The following is a 2554-nucleotide window of genomic DNA, read 5'->3' as shown; positions in this document are numbered from 1 at the left end:
TTTGTACCAGGCACAACTAACTGTGTTTCTGTGACCATAGTAAACCCCTTTTGTGTATTTGAAGTTTACCATGGTTTAAAAATGGCGTTTTAATTTTTTTATAAATATATGTAAACATTTCGTTTTTACATAAATTCATTATCAGAATTTGTATCTATTTTTAACATCCGCTCTGTTTTTTCTAGCCAACCATCAAATAGAGCTTCTGATTCTTGTCTCGTGCCTAATTGGTATGTGTCGAATAGGAAATGACACTTATGACAGAGAGGCACTGTAAACGCATCTGAGGCTTTTATTCCTCTACCCTTGCCATGCTTGCCAGAATTAGAATGTGCCGCTTGTGAGTGAGGATAGCCGCATCTAACGCATGGTAATTTTCTTATTGCAGCCAGTCGCTTTGCATCACGCATTTTTAAGGTTCTGTTTGATGTTAGCAATCTGCACATCAATATCTCTAATTCGACGTTTACAGTCTTGCTTGAACTGATGTGTCGCATTGAGATGATTCAGATTTTCAAGATTAAACCGATCTTTGTAGAGTAAATCTAAATTCTTCTTCGCTTCGATTGTGTCCATAGACTCACCAATCAGACCACGGGTTTAAAGGACGGCTTCTGTTTTTATGAAACTTCCATGCCTTGTAGTCTTGATACCATTTAATTAGATAACAAACAGGAATGGTTAAGAACATGACAACAAGAACGATAAAAGCAGCCATTGTCTTCTCCAAAAAAGAAAACCCCGTCAAACGACAGGGCTACAAACACTTAATCTTTCCACAATTTCTGCATTCTTTGATTAGGTCTTCGTTGTAATCCGATTCATATTCCCAAACATGTGTGCAATAGACCTGCTTAATTCTTCGGAGCATGTGAACCTCCAAAAAAAATAGCCCTACGTTTAAGCATCGACTAGAAATCCAGTCCAGCACATCGGAATCCAATGTTCTAAGCTTGTAGGGCATAAAAGCAAAAAGCCCATCGGATGATGAGCTTTTAAAATTGGTGAGAACCCTTGAGGCTTACAGACTATTTCACTCTAGGGCATATTTAATCTCGATCGGCGAAAGACGCTGTAAGAATCCATCACCTAGTGGCACCTTACTTACACTTCGCACCACTCTAACATAAATATGCCACATGCCTTGTACAAGGTCAAGTTCTATACCTATTTGTATTTAATAAAACTATAACGGCAGTGAATTGCAGCTAAACCACATTTAACATCTGCTCTAGCATCATTTTGGGAATAGACAACAACCATATCTCCAACTGGATTCATTTGAGTTACAACCATTTCTGACCAAGAGTTGTTATAGAAGTATCTTTTGATTACAGCATCAAGCCATTCGTCCAACACTTCTGATTGCCCTTGCATATCTAAGATGAGGCGTTGAACTGCACGCGCTTCATTGTCTGTGATTTCACATGTTATACGCCCACGACCTTTAGGGATAACTGGATCATCAGAACAAAGCCAATCTGCCATGATCTGCTCTTTGCCTTTCACTTCTTGCTTGCGCTTTTTGGCAGCCTGATCCATAGCGACAGCAATCGGGTTTATGCTCTTTCCACAAGTTCCAGAATTTGAGTACATCCAAGCCCCAAATTGATAAAGCCATTCTTCTAGACTGTATTTAGTCCAGTCCGTTGTTTGCATAATGTGATTTACTGCCGCATTCATACCGTCACCCTAATTATTACTTATTAAACTTATTGCCTGGTCTATGCTCTCAACCACAAAGACTTTGCCGCGCCATGATTCATGCCATTCGATTTGATCAGGAGTAAGCTTTCTATCCGACTTAAACTTCTGACCATCTTTAATTTCCATTAAGTAGTTAGTGCCTCTAAACCCTACAAGCAGATCCGGACATCCTTTTCCAGTTGAAGCAAGCGATTGAACACTTGCCCCAACTTGTCGTAGAGCTTTGACAATCTCGTTTTGATTTGCATCAATTCTTGCTGCTCTACGCATGTTCCCCCTTGAGCGCTTGCTCCTTCAATAATTTCATTTTTAGCTCTTAGTAATTGCTCATATAGGCGTTTAGTACATGTTTTAGATTTGCGAACACGCCAGATAATTGAATGTGAAGTCCCAGCTTTAACAGCAAGTTGATTCTGTCTACCAACTTGTGCTGATATCCAATCACACAGATCCTTAATATCTTCCTGCGATGCTTGTGGAACTTTTGGACCTGCTTTTACTGCCGGTTGTTTCTTTTCAACCTTTGGTATTTCTGTAGGCTGCTTAATATCCAAATGCTCTTTAAGCGGATGTTCTGTCCCATTCTTCACAGCAAATTGAACAGCTTTAAGCACACATAAATCATAAGGCGGACGACCATTACGCTGAGCTACTACAGCTAATTGTTCTCTGATTTCTGATAGAGTCATACCGCTTCTCCAAATAGGTCAGGCTGCATGTCTTTCTCGGTACCTGCTTGAGCAATACGTTCTTGTGCTATTTCGAAGTACTTCTGCTCTTGCTCAATCCCAATGAATGAACGACCTGTGTTTACACAAGCAACACCTGTGGTACCGCTACCCATTGT

General features: G+C 40.1%; 6 protein-coding genes. All 6 read right to left on the bottom strand.

The window, feature by feature from the left end; all coding sequences use genetic code 11:
• Positions 1-125: 125 nt before the first annotated feature.
• The gene (locus J671_RS26255) at positions 126-410 is read right to left on the bottom strand and encodes a hypothetical protein (protein ID WP_031983342.1); all 285 of its coding nucleotides are present in this window, start codon (positions 408-410) and stop codon (positions 126-128) included.
• Complete coding sequence (locus J671_RS26035; protein WP_165382523.1) at positions 403-576, bottom strand: hypothetical protein; 174 nt, start codon at positions 574-576, stop codon at positions 403-405. Before J671_RS26035 ends, J671_RS26255 begins: the two co-directional genes overlap by 8 nt.
• A gap of 4 nt (positions 577-580) precedes the next feature.
• Entirely contained in the window at positions 581-718 is a 138-nt protein-coding gene (locus J671_RS25910; protein ID WP_155765212.1) for a hypothetical protein, read from the bottom strand.
• A 449-nt stretch (positions 719-1167) separates the two neighbouring features.
• The gene (locus J671_RS24375) at positions 1168-1683 is read right to left on the bottom strand and encodes a hypothetical protein (protein WP_031975125.1); all 516 of its coding nucleotides are present in this window, start codon (positions 1681-1683) and stop codon (positions 1168-1170) included.
• Between the two features lie 173 nt (positions 1684-1856).
• A complete protein-coding gene (locus tag J671_RS25905; RefSeq protein ID WP_155765211.1) occupies positions 1857-2396 on the bottom strand; it encodes a hypothetical protein in 540 nt (179 codons plus the stop codon).
• The coding region (locus J671_RS24370; RefSeq protein WP_228132372.1) for a DNA methyltransferase at positions 2393-2554 on the bottom strand (162 nt) is incomplete at its 5' end. The genes J671_RS25905 and J671_RS24370, both read right to left, overlap by 4 nt.

Origin of the sequence: Acinetobacter sp. 1130196 (genome assembly GCF_000588095.1) — a bacterium.
GTDB lineage: Bacteria > Pseudomonadota > Gammaproteobacteria > Pseudomonadales > Moraxellaceae > Acinetobacter > Acinetobacter nosocomialis.
The sequence above is the reverse complement of the archived record's forward strand: the minus strand, read 5'-3'. Positions and strand labels throughout refer to the sequence as shown.

Bases quoted from the DNA above. Each gene is read 5' to 3' on its own strand.
- J671_RS24375 (WP_031975125.1), bottom strand. From the start codon at position 1,683: ATGAATGCGGCAGTAAATCACATTATGCAAACAACGGACTGGACTAAA.
- J671_RS25905 (WP_155765211.1), bottom strand. From the start codon at position 2,396: ATGACTCTATCAGAAATCAGAGAACAATTAGCTGTAGTAGCTCAGCGT.
- J671_RS26255 (WP_031983342.1), bottom strand. From the start codon at position 410: ATGCGTGATGCAAAGCGACTGGCTGCAATAAGAAAATTACCATGCGTT.
- J671_RS25910 (WP_155765212.1), bottom strand. From the start codon at position 718: ATGGCTGCTTTTATCGTTCTTGTTGTCATGTTCTTAACCATTCCTGTT.
- J671_RS26035 (WP_165382523.1), bottom strand. From the start codon at position 576: ATGGACACAATCGAAGCGAAGAAGAATTTAGATTTACTCTACAAAGAT.